The sequence below is a fragment of the Streptomyces cylindrosporus genome, assembly GCF_022698165.1.
In the GTDB taxonomy this organism is placed as follows: domain Bacteria; phylum Actinomycetota; class Actinomycetes; order Streptomycetales; family Streptomycetaceae; genus Streptomyces; species Streptomyces cylindrosporus.
This window is the reverse complement of the sequence record NZ_JALDAY010000004.1, coordinates 308,981-332,979: the sequence shown is the minus strand read 5'-3', so window position 1 is coordinate 332,979 and position 23,999 is coordinate 308,981. Positions and strand designations below refer to the sequence as shown.

Genomic DNA, 23,999 nt, shown 5'->3' with positions numbered 1-23,999 from the left:
CGGCGCGACGATGCCTCCCCGCCCCTTCCCATCTGACGCACCGTCAGCTTCAATGGTTGACGTGATGGGACACGCAGGGGCGGCCGCAGCCGCCGTTCGCTACCTCAGGTCGGCGAGGGCCCCGACCCCGGTGGAACCACTGCCGCGCCCGGAGTTGCGCTGCGTCGGCGAGGACGAACGCGCCCCCGTCGACCCGACCGAGTTCCGCCGCGTCCTCGGAAACTTCGCGACCGGCGTCACGGTCATCACCGCCGCCGACGGCGAGAGCGCCCCTGCCGGTTTCGCCTGCCAGTCCTTCTCCTCACTCTCCCTCGACCCACCCCTGGTCGCGTTCATGGTCGGCCGTACGTCGACGACCTGGCCGCGCATCGCCCGTGCGGGCGCCTTCTGCGTCAACGTCCTCGCCGCCCACCAGGGCGAGTTGTGCCGTGCCTTCGCGGTGCGCGGCGCGGACAAGTTCGCGGGCGTGAGGTACGACGCGGCCCCGGTCTCGGGCTCACCGCGACTGACCGGCACGCTCGCGTGGATCGACTGCACGATCCACGCGGTGCACACCGGCGGGGATCACCTGATCGTGGTGGGGCGGGTGGACGCGCTGGGGGCGGGCGACGAGGACAGGACGCCGCTGTTGTTCCATCGGGGGCGGTTCGGCCGGCTGGACGGCGGCTGACTCTCGACGGCGCCAGTGCTCTGACCGGGATGGTCGCCGATGATCGGAAGGCGGCTCGCGGGACGAGCGCGCACGTAACGGCTGGTATTACTGGGGCATGCAGGAAGAGACGGCACGCTCCGCGATCGACACGTTCATCTCCGCGTTCAACGCCTCGGACGACAGCTATGTGACTGCCCTGCTCTCCCAGGCCCTGACCTCGGACGTCGTCTTCTGGGGACCATTGGGTCGCAGCGAGGGAATCGCGGCGGTCGAACGGTTCGTGCTGGACATCCGGCGCCACCCGGCGGGGACCGGCACGATGGTGCGCTGCTCAGCTGTGGACATGCCTGGCGAGTGGGCCCGGTACCAGTGGGTCTTCACCACGCCGGATGGTGGCCCCCGGCTGGCGGGAACGGACGTCGTCCATCTGCGACGGAGCCTCATCGACCAGGTCATCGTCTTCGCGGGGGAGATCGAGCCGTCCGCCTCCTGAGTCGTCCGCCTGCCGCGGTCCTTCTCCCGAATCCCGAACCTGCCCCCTTTTTTTCCGTACGTGGACGTCATCGCCGCGGAGAGCGAGAGCGGCGCCGGGCGACGGCCCTCACTCCCCTGCCGACGGCGTGGCGGCATCCCGTCACAGGTCGATCACACGGATTGGGAGAGCTGTTCGCGTACCCATTCGGGATCGGGGTTGGTGTGTGGCCGGCCCGCCACGACGACGGTCGGCACGGTCTCGTTGCCGTCGTTGGCTGCTCTCACTGCTGCGGCTCCCACCGAGTTCACACCGGCGAGCGCCAGGAACACCAGCAGGAGTGCTGCGGCTGTGCCGGGGCTCCCCTTGAAGACCTGTCCAGTGGCGACGGCTGAGCCACCGAGCACAAGCAGCGTCGGCAGGATCCAAGCCCGCATCATGGCAACGCAGGCTATCGACGAGTCGAACCTTCGCGACACCCACGGTGAGCGCGACCGAGCATGTCGCCGGGCGGTCTGCGCACTGCTTCGTGCACGACGACAGCGTGTGCACGAAGGACCTGGACGTGCCATACGCCTCAGTAGGCTTGCGCGTCGAACAAAGGAGCACTGCGCATGAGCTTTCGTCTGAAGGCGATCACCCGTGAGGATCATCTGGCCTTCGTCCGGGCCCGGCCCTCGGTGAGTCACATGCAGGTTCCCTCGTGGGGCGACGTGAAGCCGGACTGGCGGGCGGAGAGCCTGGGCTGGTTCGACGAGAGCGATCGTCTCGTCGGCGTGGGGCTGGTGCTGCTGCGGCCGTTGCCGAAGCTGAAGCGGTACCTCGCCTACCTGCCCGAGGGACCGGTCATCGACTGGGCCGCGCCGGATCTTCAGCGGTGGCTTGAGCCGATGCTCGCGTACTTGAAGGAACAGGGAGCGTTCTCGGTGAAGATGGGGCCGCCCGTGGTGGCCCGCCGCTGGAGTGCCGAAGCGGTCAAGGCAGCGATCGCCGACCCGCAGGCCGGGCGGCTGCGGGACGTGGAGGCCACCGTGCACGAGCCGATGGCCTTCGACGTCGCCGACCGGCTGCGCCGGATGGGCTGGCAGCAGACCGAGCCCGGCGACGAGGACGGCTTCGCCGCGGGCCAGCCGCGCTATGTCTTCCAAGTACCTTTCGCGGGGCGGTCCTTGGAGGAGATCCAACGGGGCCTGAACCAGCAGTGGCGCCGCAACATCAAGAAGGCGGAGAAGGCCGGCGTCAAGGTCGTCCAGGGCGGATACGAGGACCTGCCCGCCTTCTACGACCTCTACGTGGAGACCGCCGAGCGGGACCGGTTCATCCCCCGCCCGCAGGCCTACTTCCAGCGGATGTGGACCGCGCTGAGGGCCGAGGACGGTGACCGCATGCGTCTCTACCTAGCCCACCACGAGGGTGAGGTGCTCGCGGCGGCCACGATGCTGATGGTCGGCGAACACGTCTGGTACTCCTACGGAGCCTCCACCAGCCGCAAGCGCGAGGTCCAGCCGAACAACGCGATCCAGTGGCGGATGATGAGCGACGCCCACGCACTCGGCGCGGGTGTCTACGACTTCCGCGGCATCACCGACACCCTGGAGGAGAGCAACCACCTGCTGGGACTGCTGCGGTTCAAGGTCGGAACCGGCGGCGAGGCCGTCGAGTACCTCGGCGAGTGGGACTTCCCGCTCAACAAGATGCTGCACAAGGCCCTCGACCTCTACATGTCCCGCCGCTGACACCGCGGTTGTCTCGTGCTGGTCGTCGGCGTCGGTGCGGCGAGCATTGAGCTTCTTCGAGTTGGCCAGCGATCAGGTGACGGCCGACGAAACGCAACGAGCAAGGCCCCCGAGCTGTTGATCGAGATGTCTGACGTCTCAACCGCACTGTCCGTTCTCGGCAGGTTGCCGTGTATTGGCGGCGAATCCGTTCAAGAGGAGGTCGGCGACCTGGGTGCCGAGTTGGGCGGGGTCGGCGCGAAGGCTGCGGGCGAACCGGGTGACGATGTGCAGGGTGCCGGTGATGGCCTGCGGGAGGAGCTCCGGTGGCAGGTCGGCGCGCAGAACGCCTTCTTTCTGGCCCTGTTTGACGAGGTCGAAGACGGCTTGGTGCATGCGTCGTGACGTCGGCGGCGGGGAGGGGCGGTGTGCGTCGCCGGGCAGGGGCTGCCAGTCGGTGGCGACGGAGAGCACGGGGTATCGCTGGATGATCGCGGCCATTTCGGCGATGAGCTTACGCAGCGCGGTCAGTGCGTCGAGGTCGTGGTCGAGTGCGTCGGTGATGACCAAGTGGGCTTCGGCGGCGGCGGTGTGGAAGATGGCGCGGCGAATGGCGTCACGATTGGGGTAGCGGCGGTAGATGGTCACCCGTGCTACGCCTGCTTCGTCGGCGATGTGCTGAATGGTGGCGTGTGGGTTCTCCGCGAGCGCCCGGGCGGCGGTGCGCAGGATGTGTGCGTCGTTGCGTTGTGCGTCGCTGCGGGGGCCACGGCGGCGGGGCTGGGAGGCGAACGGACTCACCTCTTAAGTGTTACACATATGCCCCACCTAGCAGCCTAGCGTCGACGTCATGGCTACCGGAGCATCGCCGAGAGAGCGACTTGATCCACAGCTGGTCCGCCTGGGGCTGGTCCTGGTGCTGGGGATCTTCATGAGCATGCTGGATACCACGATCGTCAACGTCGCGGTGCGCACGCTGGGCAGTGAGTTGGACGCCGGCTTGTCGGTGGTCCAGTGGGTCGTCACCGGCTATCTGCTGGCTTTGGCCGTGGTGATCCCGACCACCGGATGGCTGGCCCACCGGTTCGGCGCCAAGCGGCTGTTCGTCACCTCGACAGCGCTGTTCACGCTCGCGTCCGGGCTGTGTGCGCTCGCGTGGGACGCGGGCAGTCTGATCGCGTTCCGGGTCGTGCAGGGCGCGGCCGGTGCGCTGCTGATGCCGGTCGCGCAGACAATCCTGGCGCGAGCCGCCGGACCCGAGCGGATGGGGCGGGTCATGACCGTGGTCGGTGTGCCCGCGCTGTTGGCCCCGATCCTGGGGCCCGTGCTGGGCGGTGTCCTGGTGGACACTCTGCCCTGGCACTGGATCTTCCTGATCAACGTGCCGGTGGGGGTGCTGTCCGTGGTACTCAGTGCCAGGCTGCTGCCCGCCGACGCACCGGCTTCCGGGCGGCAGGCGTTCGACTTCGGCGGTCTGGCGCTGCTGGGCCCGGGGCTGGCCCTGCTGGTCTACGGTCTGTCGCGGGCCGGCGACGCTGGCAGCTTCGCCCACCCCGTGGTGTGGTCGACGATGCCGGCCGCGGTGGTGCTGCTGGCGCTGTTCGTGCTGCATGCGCGGGGGCGCGGGGAGCGGGCGTTGATTCCCCTTGGGTATTTCCGGGATCGGGCCTTCGCCGGCGCGAGCGTGGTGGCGCTGGTCCTCGGTCTCACGATCTTCGGGGTGATGCTGTTGCTGCCGCTGTACTACCAACAGGTGCGTGCGGAAAGCGCGCTGACAGCGGGACTGCTGCTCGCTCCGCAGGGGCTCGGTACTGCCATGGCCATGCCCATCGCCGGCAGACTCACCGACGCCTACGGGCCCCGCCGCGTGGTGCTGGTCGGCAGCATCCTGGTCACGGCGAGCACCCTTGTACTGACCCAGATCACGGCCAGCACCTCGTACTGGCTGCTGGCCCCAGCGCTTACCGTCCGGGGGCTGGGCTTCGGCGCCACCATGATGCCCGCGATGGCGGCCGGCTACCGCAATCTGCCGCCGGCCGCGGCAGGGCACGCCAGCAGCGTCCTGCAGATCTTCTCCAGGGTGGGCGGCACACTGGGTGCCGCGCTGATGGCCGTCATCCTCGCCCAGCACATCACCGCCTCGGCCGAACGCACCCCCGCTGCACTGGCCAACGCCTACGCCACCACGTTCTGGTGGGCCACCGCCATCACCGCCGCCGGCGTCGTATTCACCCTGCTGCTGCCGAACACGCCACTCCACAAGGACCACGACGCCGCCACCCCGAGCCCGGCCCGCGGCACCACCGCGTGACCCCGCGGCAACCGCTCCGACGCCGGCAAGGAGCCGTCCTGAGCCCGGTTGCGGTGCGCTCGGCATGCTCGCCCGCGCCCGAGGTCATCAGCGCGTCGTCCGACGGCAAACCGAGTGCCGCCCACGGAGCGGGTCGTCGAGTCCAAGTGCCCCTTGGCCAGGGTGTCGTAGCCGTACAGCAGCTTCTCGCCGAACGCTCAAGCGACTCATTCCTCCAGGCCGGACTGGATCCGCTGCCAGTTCTCGTGTAGATCGATTCGATCGGAGACAGATCACGTTCGCGCAGCTCCCGGAAGACCCGCTCCTGCTCCAGGGCGTCCCGGCGGGACATCTCAGCGGCCAGTCCGTCCAGGAATGATCGGCCCATCAACCCTCTCCCAGGATCTCGTCGACATTCAGCGTCATGGACCCGGGCCGCCGGTAGACGGTTCCGTCCTTCCTCGGTATGTGCCGCTCAAAGGTGAGCCCTCCGACGAAGCCTCACCGAAAGCCCGGGAGGCGTACGACGCCGCGCGGATCCGCTTCGAGCTGGGGCACGCCGTGCGCGAGCGACGCGAAGCACTGGGTATGACACAGGTCAGCTCGCGCAGGCCACGGATATGTGGCAGCCGGCCGTCGGATTCGAACCCCTCGACCGCGCGAGCTGAGCCCCCGCGCTCAGGCCGCCACCGGCACCGGAGCCACCGGCCCCCGCCGGATCACCAGCGCCATCAGCGCCGCCACCGCGCACAGCGCGCCGGACAGGTACCAGACCATGTCGTACGAGCCGAAGGCATCCCGAGCCACACCCCCGAGGAAGGCGACCAGGGCCGCGCCGACCTGGTGGGAGGCGAGGACCCAGCCGAAGACGATCGCGCTGTCCTCGCCGTACTGCTCGCGGCACAGGGCGACGGTGGGCGGGACGGTGGCGACCCAGTCGAGGCCGTAGAAGACGATGAAGAAGAGCATCGGAGGGTGCACGGCCGGGGCCAGCAGCATCGGGAGGAACAGGAGCGAGACGCCGCGCAGGGCGTAGTACACCGCCAGCAGGCGGCGCGGCTCGAAGCGGTCGGTGAACCAGCCGGAGGCGATCGTGCCGACCACGTCGAAGACACCGATCACCGCGAGCAGCGAGGCCGCCGCCTGGATGGGCATGCCGTGGTCGTGGGCGGCGGGCACGAAGTGGGTCTGGATCAGGCCGTTGGTGGAGGCACCGCAGATCGCGAAGGTGCCGGCCAGCAGCCAGAACGTGCCGGTGCGGGAGGCCGTGCCCAGGACCTTGAGGGTGCGGCGGGCGGCGCCGGTCGCGGGCGGCGGCTTCGGTACGAACTCCTTCGCGCCGTACGGCTTCAGGCCCACGTCCGCCGGGTGGTCGCGCAGCAGCAGCCAGACGAAGGGGACGACCGCGAGGGCGGCGAGGGCCACCGTGACGGCCGCCGGTCTCCAGTCGTGCTTGTCGACGATCCAGGACAGCACGGGCAGGAAGATCAGCTGGCCGGAGGCGGACGCGGCGGTGAGGATGCCCGTCACCAGGCCGCGCCGCTCGGTGAACCAGCGGTTGGTGACCGTCGCCGCGAACGCCAGCGCCATCGAGCCGGTGCCGAGGCCCACCAGCAGGCCCCAGCACAGCAGCAGCTGCCAGGCGGCCGTCATCCACACGGTCAGCCCGGAGCCGAGCGCGATCACGGTCAGCGCCACGGCCACCACCCGGCGGATGCCGAAGCGGTCCATGAGCGCCGCAGCGAAGGGGGCGGTGAGGCCGTACAGGGCGAGGTTGATGGAGACGGCGGCGCCGATCGTGCCGCGCGACCAGCCGAAGTCCTCGTGCAGCGGGTCGATGAGCAGTCCAGGGAGCGAACGGAAGGCGGCCGCGCCGATGATCGTCACGAAGGTGACGGCGGCGACGAACCAGGCTCGGTGGATGCGGTGTCTGCCAGGGGTCGGGGTGTCCGTTACGGCCGCTGCGGGTTCGGTTGTCTGGGTCACGACATAGAGCATGCTGGCCGGAATTCTTCACAACCACTGGCCCGAAGGACAGCATTCGTTAGGATCGGGCCATGACCAGTGAGCCAGGTGGCCCGGAGTTCCGCCCGCACCGCGTCGTCGTCCTCGCCATGGACGGCCTGCTCCCCTTCGAGCTGGGCATTCCGCACCGCATCTTCGGGCGCCCGAAGGACGCCCTGGGGCGTCGGCTGTACGAGGTCCTGACCTGCTCGATCCGCCCACCGGGCCCGGTGCGGACCGACGCCGACTTCTCCATCACGGTCGAGCACGGCCCGGAGCTGCTGGCCACCGCCGACACCGTGATCGTCCCCGCCTCGTACGAGCTCGGCCCGGTGTTCGAGGAAGGTGTCCTCACCCCCGATCTGGCCGCCGCGCTCGCCCACATCCGCCCCGGCACCCGGCTCGCCTCCATCTGCACCGGCGTCTTCGTCCTCGCCGCCGCCGGCTATCTCGACGGCCGCCCCGCGACGACCCACTGGGCGGAGACCGACCAACTCCAGGCCCTCTTCCCGAAGATCGACGTCGACCCGAACGTCCTGTTCATCGACGACGGCGACGTCCTCACCTCGGCCGGTGTCGCCGCCGGCATCGACCTGTGCCTGCACATGGTGCGCCGCGACCACGGCGCGGCGGTCGCCAACGAGGTCGCCCGCCGCACCGTCGTACCGCCGCACCGCGACGGCGGCCAGGCGCAGTACATCGAACGCCCGGTGCCCGAGCCGCAGGTGGCGACCACGACCGGCGCCCGCGCGTGGGCCCTCGGCCGCCTGCACGAGCCGATCCAGCTGCGCGACATGGCCGCACAGGAGTCCATGTCGGTACGGACCTTCACGCGCCGCTTCCGCGAGGAGGTCGGCGTCAGCCCCGGCCAGTGGCTCACCCAGCAGCGCGTCGAACGGGCCCGGCACCTCCTGGAGTCCAGCGACCTGTCCGTCGACCAGGTGGCCCGGGACGCCGGCTTCGGCACGGCCCAGTCGATGCGCCAGCACCTACAGTCCGCCCTCGGGGTCACCCCCACCGCATACCGCCGCACCTTCCGCTCCGCCGGCGGCCCCAAGGGTTACGACGACGCCGGCGCCCTGCGCTGACCGCCGCGCCTCGCCCCACCAGCCGACCGCCGTCAGCAGCAGGGTGAGGACCACCCCGGCCAGGATCGCCGTGGACGGTGCCGTCACCCTCAGCAGGGTCCCGGCGAGGGAGCCGGTGGCGGCGTAACCGGCGCCCGCGGCCGCGTACATGACGGAGTAGCCCGCGGGCAGCAGGCTCGGCGGCAGGGCCTCGCGCAGCGACAGGTTGCGCACGAGCAGCACGCCCGACTGCAGCATCCCGCCCACGACCAGCGCGGCGGCGATCCCGGCCGGCGCCGGTATCAGCGCGACCAGCGTCACGCACGCCGTCATCGCGCACATCAGCACGAGACTTCGGGTGCGCAGCAGCCCCGGCCAGGCGCGCAGCCCGTAGAGGAACGCGCCGAGCCCACCGCCCACCGCGAGCCCCGTCAGCATCGGCCCGGACCAGCCGACGCCGATGCCGCGCTGCTCCAGCAGGGCGGGCAGGACGAGTTCCGCGAGGCCCAGCAGGGCGAGGCCCGCCGCGCCCGTGACGAACAACGGCCAGGCGCCGGCCAGCAGCCGTATCGGTGACTGGCCCGGCTGCTCCGCGCCGGGCGTGTGCCAGCGGGCCGGCAGCAGTCTGAGGCCCATGACCGCGGACGCCAGCAGGACCGCCGCGAGCAGCAGCGGCACGCGCGGTGCGACACCGAGGGCGAGGCCGGTGACGGCGGCCGGAGAGACCGCCCAGATGCCCGAGACCAGGATCGACTCGGTGGACAGCGCCTGCGCCACCGCTCGTTCCGGGACCAGGTCGGTGAGCAGCGCCCGTAACGCGCCCGCCGACGCGGCCGGTCCGCCCCCGGCCACGCACGCGAACGCGCCGAGGACGACGGGGTGCGCGTCGGGCAGCGCCCCGAGGCCCGTGAAACCGGCGGCCCCGGCGGCGAGGCCCGCGGCGAGCTGGGAACGGGCCCGGTCGGGGCGCAGGCGCATGCCGAGGGCCGGGGCGCCGATGATCTCGCCGATCACGTAGACCGCGGCGAGTACGGCGCCCAGCGCATACCCCCCGGGGCGTTCGCGCACCAGGAAGACCAGGGCCAGCGGAGCCATGGCCACCGGCATGCGGGCGCCGACGGAGGTGCAGGCCCAGACGAGGACCTGCTTGGAGGCGACGTCTCGGTAGGTCATGGGATCGACGTTAAGCGCCGCCACTGACAATCAGAACGTCAGCACACCCCTGGCCACCCGCCCCGCCTCCGCGTCCCCCACCGCCTTCTCGAAGTCCTCCACCGGGTACGTCTCGGTCACCAACTCGTCCAGCAGCAGCCGTCCTTGACGGTAGAGCTCGGCGTACAGCGGTATGTCCCGCTGCGGTCGTGAGGAGCCGTAGCGGCAGCCGAGGATCGACTTGTCCAGGAACATAGAGGAGACGAGGAAGGAGGCCTCGGCGGTCGCGGGTGCCGTGCCGAGGAGGACGGCCTGCCCGTGCCGGTCCAGCAGGTCGACGGCCTGCCGGACCAGTTCCACCCGCCCGACGCACTCGAAGGCGTGGTCCACCCCCGTGGGCAGCAGGTCCCGCACCCCGTCCGTCGACGCGAGGAAGTCGGTCGCCCCGAACTGCCGGGCCACCGCCTCCTTCCCCGGGTTCGCGTCCACGGCGACGATCCGCGAGGCCCCCGCGATCCGCGCCCCCTGAAGGACGTTGAGCCCGATCCCGCCGGTCCCGATGACCAGTACGGAGTCGCCTCGATCCACCCGCGCCCGGTTGAGCACGGCACCGACCCCCGTCAGCACCCCGCACCCGATGAGGGCCGCGGAGGGCATCGGGATGTCCTTGGGGATCCGTATCGCCTGCACGGCCTTCACCACGGTCCGTTCCGCGAACGCGGAGTTGGAGGCGAACTGGTGAACGGGCCGCCCGGCCTGTGTGAAGGGCTGCCCCGGCCGCCCGATCGCCTTGCGGCACATGGTCGGCCGCCCCCGGTCGCAGTCGGCGCAGGTCCCGCAGTTGGCGAGGGTGGACAGCGACACGTGGTCGCCGGGCGAGACATGCGTGACCCCGGCGCCGACGGCCTCCACCACCCCGGCGCCCTCATGCCCCAGCACCACGGGCACGGGGAAGGGTATGGTCCCGTCCACCACGGCCAGGTCGCTGTGGCACAGCCCGGCCGCCGAGATCGCGACCAGCACCTCCCCGGGCCCCGGGTCCCGTACGTCCAGGTCCTCGACGACCTCGACCCGCTTCCCGTCGTACACCACACCGCGCATCAGACGACCCCCTTGGGCTCCCTGGGCAGGCCGAGCACACGCTCGGCGATGATCGTGCGCTGAACCTGGTCCGAGCCCCCGTAGATGGTGTCGGCCCGCGAGAAGAGGAACAGGTGCTGGAGGGAGTCGAGTTCGTACGACACGGAGGCCGACCACTCCCCGGGGCCGACGCTCGCCACGGCGCCCCGCACCTGCATCGCCAGCTCCCCGAGCCGCTGATGCCAGCCGCCCCACAGGAGTTTGGCGACGCTGGGCGCGCCCGCGTCCCCCGAACTCCCCAGCGTCCGCAGGGCGTTCCACCGCATGACCCGCAATTCGGCCCACTGCCGCACGAGTCGCTCCCGCACGACGGGGTCCGCCACGGCGCCGGAGCCGAGGGCCGCCCGCACGACCTCCCCCAACTCCTTCGCGAATCCGACCTGTTGGGCGAGGGTGGACACCCCGCGCTCGAACCCGAGCAGGCTCATGGCGACCTGCCACCCGGCCCCCTCGCCGCCCACGACGTGCTCCACGCGCGCGCGTGCCCCGTCGAAGAAGACCTCGTTGAAGTCGCTGGTCCCGGTCAGCTGCCGGATGGGCCGGACCTCGACGCTCCCCGGCTGGTCCATCGGGACGAGCAGGAAGCTGAGCCCGTGGTGCCGCCGCGAGCCCGGTTCCGTACGGGCCAACACGAAGCACCAGTCGGCCTCATGGGCGAGCGAGGTCCAGATCTTCTGCCCGCTGATCCGGTAGTGCGCTCCCTCCCGTACGGCCGTGGTGCGCACACCGGCGAGGTCGGAACCGGCGTCCGGCTCGCTGTACCCCTGGCACCACAATTCCTCGCCCCCGGCGACCGGCGGAAGGAACCGCGCCTTCTGCTCCTCGCTGCCATGGGCGAGAAGCGTGGGCGCCAGGAGGTTCTCGCCGATGTGCCCGGACCGCGCGGGCGCTCCCGAGCGGGCGTACTCCTCGGCCCAGACGACCTGCCGGGTGAGGCTCGCGACACGGTTCCCGTAACCGGCCTCGGGCCAGCCGAGCCCGATCCACCCGGCCTTTCCGAGAGTCCGTTCCCAGGTACGACGGTCCCGGTCCGGCCCCACGTGCTCGGCGAGCCACTCCCGGGCCTCCAGCCGGAACTCCTCGTCCCCGGAGGCAAATGCGAAGTCCACGCGGATCTCCTCTGTCGGCGGATCTAGCGGATCTCCCCTGTCGGGCGGCTCTATCGGGCGTTGGGCCGGGCCCCTTCCTTCGCGGCCCGCTCCATGGCCGCCAGCCGTTCGAGCATCGGCATCGGATCCACGCCCACCGACCCCGGCAGGAACTCCGCGATCCGTTCCGGTGTCCAGGAGCCCTCGGCGTACGCCGCCCGCAGCTCCCGGGGCTGCGCCCAGACCGCCAGCTTGGGACCGGCGATCGTGTAGACCTGCCCGGTGATCCCCTGCTCCCTGGCCTGGTCGGACAGCAGATAGACGACCAGGGCGGCCACGTCCTCCGGCTCCCCGATCTCCGCCAGCTCCATGGGCACGTTGGCCGACATCCGGGTCCGCGCGACCGGCGCCACCGCGTTGGCGCTCACCCCGTACTTGTTCAGGCCCAGCGCGGCGCTGCGCACCAGCGAGATGATCCCTCCCTTCGCGGCGCTGTAGTTGGCCTGCGAGACGGACCCCTGGTGGTTCCCGCTGGTGAACCCGATCAGGGTCCCGGCCCGCTGCTTCCGCATGACCGCCGAGGCCGCCCGGAAGACCGTGAAGGTCCCCTTCAGATGAGTGGCGACCACCGGGTCCCACTCCTCCTCGGACATGTTGAACAGCATCCGCTCGCGCAGGATCCCGGCGACGCACACCACACCGTCCAGCCGCCCGTACGACGACACCGCCGTCTCCACGACCCGCGCCCCGCCCGCCATCGTGGACACGTCGTCGGCCACCGCCACCGCGTCCCCGCCGGCCGCCTCGATCTCCTTGACGACGCCTTCGGCGACCTCGCTCGTCGGCGACGCCCCGTCGATCGAGACGCCGTAGTCGTTGACGACGACCTTGGCCCCCTCGGCCGCCGCGCCGAGCGCGACCGCGCGCCCGATCCCGCGTCCGGCACCGGTCACGGCGACGACCTTGCCTGCCAAGAAGTTCCCCACGCCCGGCCCCTTCCCGCGGTTTCTGACGGACCGTTAGATTTTATGACCCGTCAGATGCCAGGAGACAAGCCCCGGGGAGGGCCGATGTCGCTGCCCGCCGAATTCCACGAGATCGCCAAGCGCGTGAACAACTGGGGGCGTTGGGGAGCCGACGACGAGATCGGCACCCTCAACCTGATCACCGACGAGGTGGTCCGCGAGGCGGCCGCCACCGTCCGCACCGGCCGCCGCGTCCCGCTCGCCCTCCCGCTGAAGCAGGACGGCGTGCAGACGGGGATGATCCCGGGCCGCGTCAACCCCCTGCACGCGATGGTGCAGATCAACCAGGAGCTCTTCGGCCCCGGCACCGTCGCGTGCAGCGACGACGCCGTGACCATGGGCCTGCAGGCGGGCACCCACTGGGACGCGCTCGCCCACGCCTCGCATTCGGGCAGGCTCTACAACGGCCGCCCCACCGCCACCGTCACCGCGCACGGCGGCGCCGAGTTCAGCGGCATCGACAAGCCGCGCCACGTCGTCTCGCGCGGTGTCCTGCTGGACGTGGCCCGCGCCCTGCACAAGGACCGCCTCGACGGCTCGCACGCGGTCACCCCGGAGGACCTGGAGGCCGCCGAGGAGCTCGCGGGCACACGCGTGCGTGCCGGCGACATCGTGCTCGTACGGACCGGGCAGGTCCAGGTGTATCTCGCCGGGAACAAGGAGGGTTACGGCTATCCGTCGCCCGGTCTCTCGGTCCGCACCCCGGAGTGGTTCCACGCGCGGGACGTGGCCGCCGTCGCGAACGACACCCTCACCTTCGAGATCTTCCCGCCCGAGATCGAGGACCTGTGGCTGCCCGTGCACGCCCTCGACCTGGTGGAGATGGGGATGCTGCAGGGCCAGAACTGGAACCTGGAGGAGTTGTCCACAGCCTGTGGAGAAACCGGCCGGTACGCGTTCCTGCTGTCCGCGATGCCCGAGCCGTTCGTCGGCGCAACGGGAACCCCGGTGGCCCCGGTGGCCGTTCTCTAGGGGGCAACTCCCCCAACTCGTCGACCGGCGGCGCGGCGCCCGCCCCGAACACGGCACCACGCGCCGCCGACCGACCTCGGCGCACCCGCCCCGACTCCTCCGGGCCCGGTGAGAAGCCGACGCCGAATCACGACCCACACTCGCCGAGGGTTTCCGTCACCGAAACCCTCGCCGTCCCCTCGCGGCGAATCGCTGACCACAAGCGTGATCAAACGGACACGATGCGTCAACACCCGTACGAGGATTTATTACTTACGCCCTATTTGCCGCAGGCGCGCACAGAAGCACACCCCCGGCGCACCGCCTCTCACCGGACGCGGCGTGGCAGTGGTTTCTGCAACCGTGCCCCGGACGTGACGGTCACACGGCCTCGAAGGCCAGCCCCTCGTACGCGCTGACGCCACCCGTGTAGGCGGCGGCGCCCTCCGCGTCGCCATCACAGCGGTCCAGTTCGCACCAGATGCGCTTGCCGGCGCCCTCGGGGCTCCAGCCCCAGCGGTCGGCGAGCCCGTCCACGAGGGCGAGTCCGCGCCCGCCGGTCGCGTCGCCGTCCACACAGCGCGGCACGGGCGCCCGGGAGCTGGCGTCGGCCACCTCCAGGCGGACGGTGGCCGTCTCGGCCGCGACGCCGGGCAGGGACAGCCGCAGCACGGCCGGACAGCCGGTGTGCACCACGGCGTTGGTGACCAGTTCGGAGACGAGCAGGATCAACGTCTCGGCGAGTGGCTCGTCGACCTCTATGCCGGACCCGGCCAGGCGCGAACGGGCCCACCTCCGGGCTCGCCCCACCTCAGCGGGGTCGGGCCGGACTTCCAGCTGCACCTGAAGCACCTGCACCGCTCACACCATCCGAACCGGCGGACACATGACCTCGCGCCACGGACGCGCCACAGCGAGGGCCACGATCGTAGCCATTTTCTGCATGGCCAGAACAATGGCCAGAGCAAGGGTCACGGAACGTGAATCCCTTACGAGACAGCATGGTTGACGTACAGTCACCCCAACAAGCGCTTCGGGCATATTCCAGCGCGAAGGAGTACCCGTGCGGCATACTGTGCGACGCTCTACGCGGGGAGTCGAACAGGTCAGTTCCACTCGCATCCCACAGAAGGTACCGGAGCGGGGCACCGACTCCAGGACGTGACGGGTCACACGTAGGACACAACCCGATATCAACGCTCCGTAATTCCGGTATGCCACAATCCGCGACATCTCCCCAGCCGATCCCTAGCCGACCAGCTCAGCGGCGAGCAGCTCCTCACTCTCCGTGCCGCCACCGCCACGCTGCGCCCGCACCCAGGCGCGCTTCAGCAGCAGATGCACCTCGCTCTCCCAGGTGAAGCCCATCCCGCCATGCACCTGAAGACAGTCCCGGGCCCCCCGCACGGCGGCGTCGTCGGCGAGCAGCCGGGCAGCGGCGATGTCACCCCGCTCCCCGGTGACGGCGGCGGCATACACGGCGGCCCGAGCCACCTCCACCCGCTCCAGGATCTGCGCACACAGATGCTTGACGGCCTGGAACCCCCCGATCGGCTGCCCGAACTGCTCCCGGGTCCGAGCGTGTTGCACGGCGAGCTCACAAGCCCGAGAGGCAGTCCCGAGCTGCTCGGCGGAGGTGAGCAGCACGGCGAGGGGATCGACCGGAGCGGGCGCCGGCACCCGATGCAGAGGCGTGAGCGGATCCAAGGACTTCAGGGCTACGGCCCCCTCGGCCCCCTTCCGCACGACATCGGCCTCGTCCATCCACTCCACGATCCGCCCATCAGCAGCGGCGACGACGACATCCCCTTCGGCAGCCCCCGGCACAACCCCGGCAGCAAGATGCGTGGCAACAAGCGGCCCAGGCACAAGCCCCCGCCCGGCCTCCTCAAAGGCCAACACGGCTTCGGGAAGCCCAAGTCCAGCCCCACCGTCGCCTTCGGACAACCGCATGGAGAAAAACCCAAGCTCCCCAAGAGCCCGCCACACGGTCCGATCCAAACAAGGCTCAGGGCCAACGCCCTCCAGGGGCGCGGGGAACTGCGCGACCAGCCACGACGAACCGTCAGCCGCCAAACGACCAATCACACCCCGCACGGCATCGCGCAACTCCCCCTGCTCCTCCGTCAGTTGAAACCGCACAACTCACCCCCTCCCCTTCGGCAGCCCAAGAATCCGCTCAGCCACGATGTTCTGCTGAATCTGCGAGGTCCCGGCGGCGATGGTGTACGACAGCGAGGACAGCCGATCGAGCACCCACGCGCGGTCGAGGTCAAGCGCATCCGCCCCCAGCACCTCGGCCGCGGCGTCATACAGCTCCTGCCGCGCATGCGAGTACCGCAACTTGAAGACCGAACCCCCCACCCCCGGCACCCCGCCGGAGGCCTCCGCCTCGCTGACGTTCCACTGCGTCAACCGCCACAGCGCCCGGAACTCGGCGTTCAACCGGCCCAGCCGCCGCCGCACCCCGGCATCGTCCCAGCGGCCGTTCCTCCGCGCCTCGGCGGCGAGTTCACGCAGGACGCGATGGCAGGCCACCACCTCGCCCACGAAGGCCGTACCGCGCTCGAAGGACAGCGTCACCATCGTCACGCGCCAGCCGTCGTTCTCGTCCCCCACCCGATTCCCGACCGGCACCCGCACGTCGTCGAGGAACACCTCGGCGAACTCGGCAGACCCCGCAAGGGTCCGCAGCGGCCGTACGGTGACCCCCGCCGCGGACATGGGCATCGCGAGCCAGCTGATCCCCCGGTGCTTCGGCGCAGCCGCATCCGTTCGCACCAACAGCTCGCACCAGTCGGCGACTTCGGCATGCGAGGTCCATATCTTCGACCCCCGCACCACGTACTCGTCCCCGTCCCGCCACGCGCGCGTGCGCAGTGACGCGAGGTCGGACCCGGCGTCCGGTTCACTGAACCCCTGGCACCAGACCTCCTCCCCGCGCAGGATCGGCGGCAGCCACCGCGCCCGCTGCTCGGCCGTCCCCTCCGCCGCGATCGTCGGCCCGGCATGCAGCAGCCCGACGAACCCGGCGCCCACATAGGGCGCGCCCGCCTTCTCGGTCTCCTCCAGGAAGATCAGCCGGACCGTCGGTGACGCGTCCCAGTGGACGTCGGCGTACCCGGCGTCGTACAGCATCCGCTGCCAGCCCATGTCGTAGGCCCGGCGCGCGGGCCAGTCGTCCGGGGACGGCTTCGGCGGCAGGGCGGGCAGCGCCTTGCCGAGCCACTCCCTCAGCCGCGCCCGGAACTCCTCCTCCTCGGGCGTGTACGACAGGTCCATTACCGGTCGAGGTCCAGATCCAGCATGCGGATCGCGTTGCCCCGCATCAGTTTGTAGACCGTCTCGTCGTCGAGCCCCTTCACATGGTCGAGGGCGACCTCCTTGGTGTGCGGGAAGGTCGAGTCGACGTGCGGGTAGTCCGTCTCGAAGGTGGCGTTGTCCCGGCCCACCACGTCCAGCGAGGCGACCCCGTGCTTGTCCCGGAAGAAGCAGCAGAACATCTGCCGGTAGTAGTACGTCGACGGCGGTTCGGGCACGAGGTCCCGCACCCCGCCCCACGCGCGGTGTTCCTCCCAGACGTCGTCGGCGCGCTCCAGGGCGTACGGGACCCAGCCCATCTGCCCTTCGGAGTAGGCGAGTTTGAGCGTCGGGAACTTCACCAGGACGCCGCTGAAGAGGAAGTCCATCATCGAGGCCATGGCGTTGTTGAAGCTCAGCGAGGCCTGTACGGCGGGCGGTGCGTCCGGGGAGGCGGCCGGCATCTGCGAGGACGAGCCGATGTGCATGTTGATGACCGTGCCGGTCTCCTGGCAGATCGCGAAGAACGGGTCCCAGTAGCCGGAGTGGATGGACGGCAGCCCGAGATAGGTGGGGATCTCGGAGAACGTCACCGCGCGCACCCCGCGCGCCGCGTTGCGCCGGATCTCGGCGACCGCCAACTCCACGTCCCACAGCGGGATCAGGCACAGCGGGATCAGCCGGCCGCCGCTGTCACCGCACCACTCCTCGACCATCCAGTCGTTGTAGGCGCGCACACAGGCCAGCGCGACCTCCTTGTCGTGCGCCTCGGCGAAGGTCTGCCCGCAGAAGCGGGGGAAGGACGGGAAGCAGAGGCTGGCCTCGACATGGTTGAGGTCCATGTCCTCCAGCCGCGCCTTGGGGTCCCAGCATCCCTTCCGCATCTGCTCCCTGGTGATCCCCTCCAGGGTCATCTCGTCGCGGTCGAAGCCGACGGCGGCGATGTTGCGCTTGTACGGGAACTTCAGGTCCTCGTAGATCCACCAGTCCGTCGGCGGGCCGTCCGGGTCCATCGTGATCTGGTACTTGCCCGCGACGTAGGCGAGTTCACCGATCCCGGCGGTCAGCGGCTGCGGGCCCCGGTCGCGGTACTTCTCCGGCAGCCAGGTGTCGAAGAGGTGCGCGGGCTCGATCACGTGGTCGTCGACGCTGATGATGCGGGGCAGTTCGCTCGTCATGGTCCCCTCCGCCGAACAGTACGTATCTGATGGTGTGTCAGATAGCATGTCACCTGACGAGTCGTCAGCCAAGCAGGGGGCATACGTGAACGAGACCCCGCACTCCCTGAGTTCCGCCCGCACCCTCTGGGAACTGGTCGCCCGCCGCGCCGGCCTCACCCCCGACCGCCCGGTCCTCCTCCAGGGCGACCGCACCCTCACCTTCGGCGCCCTGCGCACACGTGCCGAGCGGGTCGCGGCCGGCCTGTACGACATGGGCGTACGCCCCGGCACGGTGGTCGCCTGGCAGCTGCCCACCCGCATCGAGACGGCCCTGCTCTCCTTCGCGCTGGCCCGCCTGGGCGCCGTACAGACTCCGGTCATCCCCTTCTACCGGGACCGCGAAGTCGGCTTCGCGCTACGGGAGTCGAGGGCCGAGTACTTCGCCGTGCCCGGCGAGTGGCGGGGCTTCGACCACACCGGGATGGCGCGACGGCTCGGCGCGAAGGGGGTCTTCGAGGCGTACGACCGGCTGCCCGACGGCGATCCCGCCGTACTGCCCCCGCCGCCCGCCGAGGGCACCTCGGTGCGCTGGATCTACTGGACCTCGGGCACGACCTCCGACCCCAAGGGCGTTCTCCACACGGACCGTTCACTGATCGCGGGCGGCTCGTGCCTCGCCCACGCACTGCGCCTGTCGGCGGACGACGTGGGCTCGATGGCCTTCCCGTACGCCCACATAGCCGGCCCCGACTACACCGTGATGCTGCTGCTGTACGGCTTCCCGGCGGTGATGTTCGAGCAGTTCGCGCTGCCGGACGCGCTGGCGGAGTACCGCAGGCACGGGGTGACGGTGGCGGGCGGCTCGACGGCGTTCTACTCGATGTTCCTGGCCGAGCAGCGCAAGCAGCCGGGCGAGAAGGTCATCCCCTCGCTGCGGCTGCTGGCGGGCGGCGGGGCGCCGAAGCCGCCGGAGGTGTACCACGCCGTGGTGCGCGAGATGGGCGTGCAGCTCACGCACGGGTACGGGATGACCGAGGTGCCGATGATCACCATGGGGGCGCCGGACGACACGGCGGAGAACCTCGCGACGACCGAGGGACGGCCGCCGGAGGGGATGGAGATACGGATCGCGGCGGACGGGGAGGTGCGGCTGCGCGGCGAGGCGGTGTGCCAGGGCTATCTGGACCCGGCGCAGACGGCGGAGGCCTTCGACGAGGAGGGCTTCCTGCACACCGGCGACCTGGGGCACCTCACCCCGTCCGGGCATCTCGTCCTCACCGGGCGGCTCAAGGACGTGATCATCCGCAAGGGCGAGAACATCTCGGCGAAGGAGATAGAGGACCTGCTGGCCGCGCACCCCGCGGTCGGGGACGTCGCCGTGATCGGGCTGCCGGACGCGGAGCGCGGGGAGCGGGTGTGCGCGGTGGTGGAACAACCGCCGGAACAGCCGCCGGGGGCCTACAGGCTGACCCTGGACGTCGTGACCGCGTATCTGCGCGCGGAAGGGCTGTCGGTGCACAAGCTGCCGGAGCAGCTGGAGGTGGTGGACGCCCTTCCACGCAACGACACGCTCCGGAAGATACTCAAGTACAAGCTGCGCGAACGCTACGCGCAGGGCTCTCCTCAGAGCCCTACTCAGGGACCGTGAAGTAGCGGGCGAACGCGGGCACGATCTCCGCCTCCTGCACCCTGCCGTCGCCGTCGGCGTCCAGCGCGGCGGCGGCGAAGTCGGCGGCCTCCCGGGCCACGCCCAGGATGCGCAGCACGCGCGCGGTGTCGGCGACGGTGGCCGCTCCGTCGCCGTCGGTGTCGGCGAGGTCGAGGGCCGCGTGCAGGAAGGGGCGGGCGATCTCGGCGAACCGGTCGGGGTTGTCGCGCAGCCGCTTGACCGCGCCGGTGACGAACTCCTCGCGGGTGATCCGCTGGTCGCCGTCGCGGTCCGCTATCCCGGCCATGCCCTGCCAGAACGCCTCGGCACCGGCGTACAGCGCCTGCCCCTTGTCGGACCGGGCCGCGACACCGAACTCGGCGAGCAGCGCCTTGGCCGCCCCGCTGAAGTCCTCGCGGTCGATGTAGCCGTTGCCGTCCTGGTCGAAGGTGGCGAACCGGGCGGCGATCCTGCGCTCGTACTCGCTGCTGACCATGTCTTTCGGGCCGCCTTACGTCACGTCGGAGGTGGAACTGGTGGAGTTGGTGTGTGTCCCGACGGAGCGTACGACGCGGTGGCCCCCGCGGGCGCGCCAAAGCGACGCTTGTGCCAAGACCGGGGGAATTTTGCGACAACGGTGATGCAGAGGGCCCCGGGGCGTTACGCGGAGAGCGGTCCGGCGTCCTCGGTGACGGCTTCCTCCACGTCGCCGTACACGTCGAAGAGGCGGCGGACGCCGAGGGCGCCGAGGACCCGGTTGACGTGCGAGCCGTCGACCGCGCCCTGCGCGGGGAGTATCAGGCGCAGGCTGCCCTGGCAGGAGCGGATCAGCCGGCGGGAGGCGATGAGTACGCCGACGCCGCTGGAGTCGCAGAAGAAGACCTCGGAGAGGTCGAGGACGAGGCTGTGGCGGCCGTCGGCCACCGCGTCGTGCACCCGCTGACGCAGCACCGGGGAAGTCACCAGATCCAGCTCGCCCGACACTTGGAGCACGGTCCAGTCACCCTGCTCGCCGCCGGTCACATAGAACGCCACCACCATGCCCTTCGCTCGCCGGAACCCCCGCAAACGGAAGTCGTCCCTACGCTTCCTTGCAGCGCGGCTGCCCAGCGGCCGTTCCCTGAAACACAAGGCGAGAAACGGAAACCGATCGAAAGAGGCTTGTTTTAATCGACTTCGATCCTGTTCGATCGAATCTGAAACCTGATAGGCGGAGGTCCACTGCGGAGATCCCCTATCACCTGCGGTTCTGCCGGGGGCGCGCGTTGCGAGAAAGGGGCGTGCGTTGTCGGATGTGCCGACTACATTCGGGGAGACGGTTGGACGCAGGCTTGGCAGAGGCACGGGCACAGGTACGGGCACGGGTGAGGGGGTCGCATGGCGAAGAAGGACGCACCGCCTCGCTGGGACCGCAAGATGCAGCAGCGGCTGGCACGCGGTGAGGCAGCCGCCCTGGGCGAGCTCTACGACCGCTTCGCCTCGCTGGTCCACGGCCTTGCCCACCGTGTCCTGGGCGACGAGCGCGCGGCGGACGGCATCACGCGCGACGTCTTCGCCCACGTCTGGGAGCACCCCGAGACGTACGACCCCAAGGAGGGCCCGCTGCGCTCCTGGGTGGCCACGCTGACCCACCGCCTCGCGGTCCAGCGCCTGCGCGCGACGGAGACGGCGGCGCTGGCCGCGGGCGCGTCCACGGAGGAGCTGGAACGCAAGGTCCGCCGCGCGTCCGTCGCCGCGCGGGCCGACTACATCGTCACGTCCATGCCGTCCCCTCTGCGCTCGGCCCTGGAACTGGCCTACTTCCAGCGCCGCGACTACCGCCAGACCGCGGCCGACCTGGGCGTCACGGAGGACGAGGCCCGCCGCCGCCTCCGCCTGGGCCTCCAGCTCCTGGCCACGGCCCACGACACCGGCGCCCCGCCCGGATACGGCGGTGCGGTGTGACGGGGTTCGGGCCGTACGAGGAGGAGGGGTACGGCGTTCCGGGCATGGCCGGTGGGCAGGGTGCCGGTGCCGGTGGACCGGAGGGCGGTGCCGGTGGGCCGGAGGGCGGTGCCGGCCGGGACCCCGACCAGCCGCCGCGCATACCGATGCCACGAGCGTCCTTGGAGGACGGCGACGGTCCGCTGCCGACGCCTGCCCAGCCGGAGGCCCCCGAAGCGTCCGCGTCCGGGGCGTTGGTCCTGGAGCATCGGGTTCTGAAAGCCTTGCTCGGGGCCTGGGCCCTGGCCGCGTGTTCCGGCGAGGAGACTCTTGCCGTCGAGGAGCACCTCGGTGAGTGCGGGGCCTGTGCCGACGAGGCTTTGCGGTTGCGGGATGCCGTCGGGCTGTTGCATCCGCCGGAGAGCCTCGATCTGGACCCCGCCCTGCGGACCCGCGTCCTGGAGCGCTGCCTCGACCGGCGCCCGCCCCGCATCCCCGTGCCGGAGTGGGCCGCGCCGTACGACGCCGAGACCGCCCGCCTGGACGCCCTGCTGCAGGACATAGGCGACGCCGAGTGGCACGCCCCCGTACGTCTGCGCTGGTTCGAGGACGACGGCCCCACCAGCCGCCGTACGACCGTCGCCGGCGTCATCGCCCACCTCCTCACCGTCGACGGCCTGGTCGCCCTCGCCCTCGGCCTCGACGACCCGCTGGGCGACGTGCCCGCCGAACGCCCCACACCGGCGGCCCGCACGGAGGCGTACTGGCGCACGTCGTACTTCCCGCCGACCCGCGCGGTCCGCGCGCCGTGGCGCGAGCAGACCCACGACCTGGTCCGCACGGTGTCCTTCACCAGCGGCTCCGGCTCCGCGCGCCTGGCCGTCCCGTACGGCGACTTCGAACTGCCGCTGCACGACGCGATGCTGGACCGGGCCTTCGAGTGCTGGGTGCACGCGGAGGACATCGCCGAGGCGGTGGACTACCCGTACGAGCCGCCCTCCCCGCGCCACCTGCACCGCATGATCGACCTGGCGGCCCGCACGCTTCCCGCGGTGCTGGCTCGGCGCCGGCAGAGCGGGCTGGCTTCGCCGGGCCGGGAAAGGCACCTTGCCGTGGCCGGCGAGCCGGGGCGGAGCCTGCGGCTGGAGATCGAGGGTTCCGGCGGCGGCGAGTGGCTGATCCCGCTGGACTCACCGGCGGCGGTGGGCTCGACGGAGTTCGAGGTGGCGCACGTCGCGCTGGACGGCGTGGAGTTCTGCAGGCTGGCCGCGGGCCATGTGCCGCCGGAGGAGGCGGCGGCGGGTCAGGTGGGTGACCGGGGTGCGATCAGGGATGTGCTGTTCGCGGCGGCGTCGTTGAGCCGGATGTAGGGGCTGGTCGCGGAGCGTCGGCGGCTGCGGGTGTCGCCCCTAAAAGCGGGGCGCAGCCCCGTCTTTTTTAGGGGCGCGGGGAACTGCGCGAGCAACCACGAACCACCCGCAGCCGCCCGGAAACCTACGAACCCGAACTCCTAGGCGAACACAACCGTCCGCCGCCCGTTGAGCAGAATCCTCCGCTCGGCATGCCACTTCACCGCCCGCGCCAGCGCCTGGCACTCCACGTCCCGCCCGATCGCCACCAGCTGGTCCGGCGTGACGTCGTGGCCCACCCGCTCGACCTCCTGCTCGATGATCGGCCCCTCGTCGAGGTCGGCGGTCACATAGTGCGCCGTCGCCCCGATCAGCTTCACGCCCCGCGTATGCGCCTGGTGATACGGCTTCGCACCCTTGAAGCTCGGCAGGAAGGAGTGGTGGATGTTGATGATCCGGCCGCTCAGCTGCTTGCACAGGTCGTCGGAGAGGACCTGCATGTAGCGGGCCAGCACCACCAGCTCCACGTCGTTCTCGCGGACCAGCTCCAGCAGCCGCGCCTCCGCGTCGGCCTTCGTGTCCTTCGTCACCGGAATGTGGTGGAAGGGGATGTCGTACGAGCCCACGAGCTCGGCGAAGTCGGTGTGGTTGGAGACCACCGCCGCGATCTCCACCGGCAGCGCCCCGATCCGCGCGCGGAAGAGGAGGTCGTTCAGGCAGTGGCCGAACTTGCTGACCATGAGGACGATCCGCATCTTGTCCTCGGCCCGGTTGATCTGCCAGTCCATGTGGAACGAGTCACCGATCGCCGCGAAGCTGGCCCGCAGCTTGTCCACGGTCACCGGCGACTCCGCCGAGAAGTGGACCCGCATGAAGAACAGACCCGTGTCGTGGTCGCCGAACTGCTGGCTGTCCTCGATGTTGCAGCCGGTCATGAAGAGGTAGCTCGACACGGCGTGCACAATGCCCTGCTTGTCGGGGCAGGAGAGCGTGAGGACGTACTGCGCGGACTGGGCGGACTGCTCGTTCATGCGGGACAGGGTCCCATATCCGTCCCGGACCA

At 70.6% G+C, this 23,999-nt stretch carries 23 protein-coding genes; 9 read left to right on the top strand and 14 right to left on the bottom strand.

All coding sequences use genetic code 11. The annotated features are described in order from the left end of the window. The first annotated feature begins 64 nt into the window (after positions 1–64). Complete coding sequence (locus MQP27_RS14440) at positions 65–670, top strand: flavin reductase family protein (RefSeq protein WP_242765469.1); 606 nt, start codon at positions 65–67, stop codon at positions 668–670. Positions 671–767: 97 nt separating this feature from the next. After that, the gene (locus MQP27_RS14435; RefSeq protein ID WP_030278697.1) at positions 768–1,145 is read left to right on the top strand and encodes a nuclear transport factor 2 family protein; all 378 of its coding nucleotides are present in this window, start codon (positions 768–770) and stop codon (positions 1,143–1,145) included. 152 nt (positions 1,146–1,297) lie between these two features. Here MQP27_RS14435 and MQP27_RS14430 read toward each other — a convergent pair whose 3' ends face one another. Continuing rightward, entirely contained in the window at positions 1,298–1,564 is a 267-nt protein-coding gene (locus tag MQP27_RS14430) for a thioredoxin domain-containing protein (protein WP_242765468.1), read from the bottom strand. A gap of 174 nt (positions 1,565–1,738) precedes the next feature. Here MQP27_RS14430 and MQP27_RS14425 point away from each other — a divergent pair, with 174 nt between their 5' ends. Next, complete coding sequence (locus MQP27_RS14425; RefSeq protein ID WP_242765467.1) at positions 1,739–2,860, top strand: lipid II:glycine glycyltransferase FemX; 1,122 nt, start codon at positions 1,739–1,741, stop codon at positions 2,858–2,860. A 138-nt stretch (positions 2,861–2,998) separates the two neighbouring features. Here the strand turns inward: MQP27_RS14425 and MQP27_RS14420 are convergent, their stop codons facing one another. Next, positions 2,999–3,640 (bottom strand): TetR/AcrR family transcriptional regulator, encoded by a 642-nt coding sequence (locus tag MQP27_RS14420; protein WP_242765466.1) that lies wholly within the window; start codon positions 3,638–3,640, stop codon positions 2,999–3,001. 49 nt (positions 3,641–3,689) lie between these two features. On the opposite strand from MQP27_RS14420, the gene MQP27_RS14415 reads away from it, so the two are divergent. Then, positions 3,690–5,150: an MDR family MFS transporter gene (locus MQP27_RS14415; RefSeq protein WP_278196069.1), complete on the top strand. Its 1,461-nt coding sequence runs from the start codon at positions 3,690–3,692 to the stop codon at positions 5,148–5,150. Between the two features lie 657 nt (positions 5,151–5,807). Here the strand turns inward: MQP27_RS14415 and MQP27_RS14410 are convergent. Continuing rightward, positions 5,808–7,115 (bottom strand): MFS transporter, encoded by a 1,308-nt coding sequence (locus tag MQP27_RS14410; RefSeq protein ID WP_242765465.1) that lies wholly within the window; start codon positions 7,113–7,115, stop codon positions 5,808–5,810. Between the two features lie 71 nt (positions 7,116–7,186). Between MQP27_RS14410 and MQP27_RS14405 the strand changes: the two genes are divergently transcribed. Further along, complete coding sequence (locus tag MQP27_RS14405) at positions 7,187–8,221, top strand: GlxA family transcriptional regulator (RefSeq protein ID WP_242765464.1); 1,035 nt, start codon at positions 7,187–7,189, stop codon at positions 8,219–8,221. Here the strand turns inward: MQP27_RS14405 and MQP27_RS14400 are convergent. Genes MQP27_RS14400 through MQP27_RS14385 form a run of 4 tightly spaced genes read right to left on the bottom strand, consistent with a single transcriptional unit; the run spans position 8,123 to position 12,566 of the window. Then, the gene (locus MQP27_RS14400; RefSeq protein WP_242765463.1) at positions 8,123–9,373 is read right to left on the bottom strand and encodes an MFS transporter; all 1,251 of its coding nucleotides are present in this window, start codon (positions 9,371–9,373) and stop codon (positions 8,123–8,125) included. The genes MQP27_RS14405 and MQP27_RS14400 overlap by 99 nt on opposite strands. Before the next feature lie 30 nt (positions 9,374–9,403). Further along, entirely contained in the window at positions 9,404–10,453 is a 1,050-nt protein-coding gene (locus tag MQP27_RS14395; protein ID WP_242765462.1) for a Zn-dependent alcohol dehydrogenase, read from the bottom strand. After that, positions 10,453–11,601, bottom strand: coding sequence for an acyl-CoA dehydrogenase family protein (locus MQP27_RS14390; RefSeq protein WP_242765461.1), 1,149 nt, complete (start codon positions 11,599–11,601; stop codon positions 10,453–10,455). The genes MQP27_RS14395 and MQP27_RS14390 overlap by 1 nt, the downstream gene beginning before the upstream one ends. 50 nt (positions 11,602–11,651) lie before the next feature. Then, positions 11,652–12,566 (bottom strand): SDR family NAD(P)-dependent oxidoreductase, encoded by a 915-nt coding sequence (locus tag MQP27_RS14385; RefSeq protein WP_242765460.1) that lies wholly within the window; start codon positions 12,564–12,566, stop codon positions 11,652–11,654. Positions 12,567–12,650: 84 nt separating this feature from the next. On the opposite strand from MQP27_RS14385, the gene MQP27_RS14380 reads away from it, so the two are divergent. Beyond that, complete coding sequence (locus tag MQP27_RS14380; protein ID WP_242765459.1) at positions 12,651–13,577, top strand: cyclase family protein; 927 nt, start codon at positions 12,651–12,653, stop codon at positions 13,575–13,577. A gap of 360 nt (positions 13,578–13,937) precedes the next feature. Here MQP27_RS14380 and MQP27_RS14375 read toward each other — a convergent pair whose 3' ends face one another. From MQP27_RS14375 to MQP27_RS14360, 4 genes are all read right to left on the bottom strand, one after another. Continuing rightward, a complete protein-coding gene (locus tag MQP27_RS14375) occupies positions 13,938–14,399 on the bottom strand; it encodes an ATP-binding protein (protein WP_242765458.1) in 462 nt (153 codons plus the stop codon). 405 nt (positions 14,400–14,804) lie between these two features. Beyond that, positions 14,805–15,608 (bottom strand): acyl-CoA dehydrogenase family protein, encoded by an 804-nt coding sequence (locus tag MQP27_RS14370; RefSeq protein WP_372511202.1) that lies wholly within the window; start codon positions 15,606–15,608, stop codon positions 14,805–14,807. 93 nt (positions 15,609–15,701) lie between these two features. After that, positions 15,702–16,838, bottom strand: a complete 1,137-nt coding sequence (locus tag MQP27_RS14365) for an acyl-CoA dehydrogenase family protein (RefSeq protein ID WP_242765456.1) — start codon at positions 16,836–16,838, stop codon at positions 15,702–15,704. Beyond that, positions 16,838–18,034: an amidohydrolase family protein gene (locus tag MQP27_RS14360; RefSeq protein WP_242765455.1), complete on the bottom strand. Its 1,197-nt coding sequence runs from the start codon at positions 18,032–18,034 to the stop codon at positions 16,838–16,840. The genes MQP27_RS14365 and MQP27_RS14360 overlap by 1 nt, the downstream gene beginning before the upstream one ends. 85 nt (positions 18,035–18,119) lie before the next feature. Between MQP27_RS14360 and MQP27_RS14355 the strand changes: the two genes are divergently transcribed. Beyond that, a complete protein-coding gene (locus MQP27_RS14355; protein WP_242765454.1) occupies positions 18,120–19,664 on the top strand; it encodes a class I adenylate-forming enzyme family protein in 1,545 nt (514 codons plus the stop codon). On the opposite strand, the gene MQP27_RS14350 is transcribed toward MQP27_RS14355, so the two are convergent. Continuing rightward, on the bottom strand, positions 19,648–20,160 hold the full coding sequence (locus tag MQP27_RS14350; protein ID WP_242765453.1) for an EF-hand domain-containing protein: 513 nt from the start codon (positions 20,158–20,160) through the stop codon (positions 19,648–19,650). The two genes, MQP27_RS14355 and MQP27_RS14350, sit on opposite strands and share 17 nt — an antisense overlap. Positions 20,161–20,324: 164 nt before the next feature. Beyond that, a complete protein-coding gene (locus tag MQP27_RS14345; protein ID WP_242765452.1) occupies positions 20,325–20,705 on the bottom strand; it encodes an STAS domain-containing protein in 381 nt (126 codons plus the stop codon). A gap of 336 nt (positions 20,706–21,041) precedes the next feature. Here MQP27_RS14345 and MQP27_RS14340 point away from each other — a divergent pair, with 336 nt between their 5' ends. Both MQP27_RS14340 and MQP27_RS14335 read left to right on the top strand, forming a co-directional pair. Beyond that, on the top strand, positions 21,042–21,608 hold the full coding sequence (locus MQP27_RS14340; protein ID WP_242765451.1) for a sigma-70 family RNA polymerase sigma factor: 567 nt from the start codon (positions 21,042–21,044) through the stop codon (positions 21,606–21,608). 44 nt (positions 21,609–21,652) lie between these two features. After that, entirely contained in the window at positions 21,653–22,957 is a 1,305-nt protein-coding gene (locus MQP27_RS14335; protein ID WP_242765886.1) for a zf-HC2 domain-containing protein, read from the top strand. A 140-nt stretch (positions 22,958–23,097) separates the two neighbouring features. On the opposite strand, the gene purU is transcribed toward MQP27_RS14335, so the two are convergent. Beyond that, positions 23,098–23,967, bottom strand: a complete 870-nt coding sequence (gene purU, locus MQP27_RS14330; RefSeq protein WP_242765450.1) for a formyltetrahydrofolate deformylase — start codon at positions 23,965–23,967, stop codon at positions 23,098–23,100. Positions 23,968–23,999 lie beyond the last annotated feature (32 nt).

Bases quoted from the DNA above. Each gene is read 5' to 3' on its own strand.
- MQP27_RS14440 (WP_242765469.1), top strand. From the start codon at position 65: ATGGGACACGCAGGGGCGGCCGCAGCCGCCGTTCGCTACCTCAGGTCG.
- MQP27_RS14435 (WP_030278697.1), top strand. From the start codon at position 768: ATGCAGGAAGAGACGGCACGCTCCGCGATCGACACGTTCATCTCCGCG.
- MQP27_RS14430 (WP_242765468.1), bottom strand. From the start codon at position 1,564: ATGATGCGGGCTTGGATCCTGCCGACGCTGCTTGTGCTCGGTGGCTCA.
- MQP27_RS14425 (WP_242765467.1), top strand. From the start codon at position 1,739: ATGAGCTTTCGTCTGAAGGCGATCACCCGTGAGGATCATCTGGCCTTC.
- MQP27_RS14415 (WP_278196069.1), top strand. From the start codon at position 3,690: ATGGCTACCGGAGCATCGCCGAGAGAGCGACTTGATCCACAGCTGGTC.
- MQP27_RS14405 (WP_242765464.1), top strand. From the start codon at position 7,187: ATGACCAGTGAGCCAGGTGGCCCGGAGTTCCGCCCGCACCGCGTCGTC.
- MQP27_RS14400 (WP_242765463.1), bottom strand. From the start codon at position 9,373: ATGACCTACCGAGACGTCGCCTCCAAGCAGGTCCTCGTCTGGGCCTGC.
- MQP27_RS14395 (WP_242765462.1), bottom strand. From the start codon at position 10,453: ATGCGCGGTGTGGTGTACGACGGGAAGCGGGTCGAGGTCGTCGAGGAC.
- MQP27_RS14380 (WP_242765459.1), top strand. From the start codon at position 12,651: ATGTCGCTGCCCGCCGAATTCCACGAGATCGCCAAGCGCGTGAACAAC.
- MQP27_RS14365 (WP_242765456.1), bottom strand. From the start codon at position 16,838: ATGGACCTGTCGTACACGCCCGAGGAGGAGGAGTTCCGGGCGCGGCTG.
- MQP27_RS14360 (WP_242765455.1), bottom strand. From the start codon at position 18,034: ATGACGAGCGAACTGCCCCGCATCATCAGCGTCGACGACCACGTGATC.
- MQP27_RS14350 (WP_242765453.1), bottom strand. From the start codon at position 20,160: ATGGTCAGCAGCGAGTACGAGCGCAGGATCGCCGCCCGGTTCGCCACC.
- MQP27_RS14345 (WP_242765452.1), bottom strand. From the start codon at position 20,705: ATGGTGGTGGCGTTCTATGTGACCGGCGGCGAGCAGGGTGACTGGACC.
- MQP27_RS14340 (WP_242765451.1), top strand. From the start codon at position 21,042: ATGGCGAAGAAGGACGCACCGCCTCGCTGGGACCGCAAGATGCAGCAG.
- MQP27_RS14335 (WP_242765886.1), top strand. From the start codon at position 21,653: ATGGCCGGTGGGCAGGGTGCCGGTGCCGGTGGACCGGAGGGCGGTGCC.
- purU (WP_242765450.1), bottom strand. From the start codon at position 23,967: ATGAACGAGCAGTCCGCCCAGTCCGCGCAGTACGTCCTCACGCTCTCC.